This is a genomic window from Photorhabdus viridis (assembly GCF_040256935.1).
Lineage (GTDB): Bacteria > Pseudomonadota > Gammaproteobacteria > Enterobacterales > Enterobacteriaceae > Photorhabdus > Photorhabdus viridis.
The window spans coordinates 1-352 of record NZ_JBEJZY010000321.1; the positions used below are offsets into that span (position 1 = coordinate 1).

Here is a 352-nt window from a genome sequence, read left to right on the forward strand (position 1 = left end):
TGATGGTAATCCCCGTAGGCAAGAGTCGCTTCCCGGATAGGGTTCAGCAGGGGCAACTGTAAGTTTCCGTTGCGGTCTTCCCCTTTGGGTGGGGGAATGGACAGGAAGGTTCTGGCCTGTGCCAGCACTTCTTCACCGGCCCGATAGTTCTTCTGATAGTTATCGTGCCAGCCTGCCCACAGCGCCAGAGCGACCGCGGCGCCGGTGGTGGAGAAGGTCAGGAGTTTGCGGCGGTTACGGTTTAACCACAGGCGGTTTTCCGCCGCCAGATTGGGCTCGGCCAGCAACACGTCTTCAAACAGCGAGCGGGTGAAGTAAGGAGCGGTATCGGCCACCGGCCAGGTCGGAAAGG

1 protein-coding gene is annotated in these 352 nt (G+C 60.2%); it reads right to left on the reverse strand.

The window, feature by feature from the left end; genetic code table 11:
- The coding region (locus tag ABR397_RS25560; protein WP_455430669.1) for a hypothetical protein at positions 1-352 on the reverse strand (352 nt) is incomplete at both ends.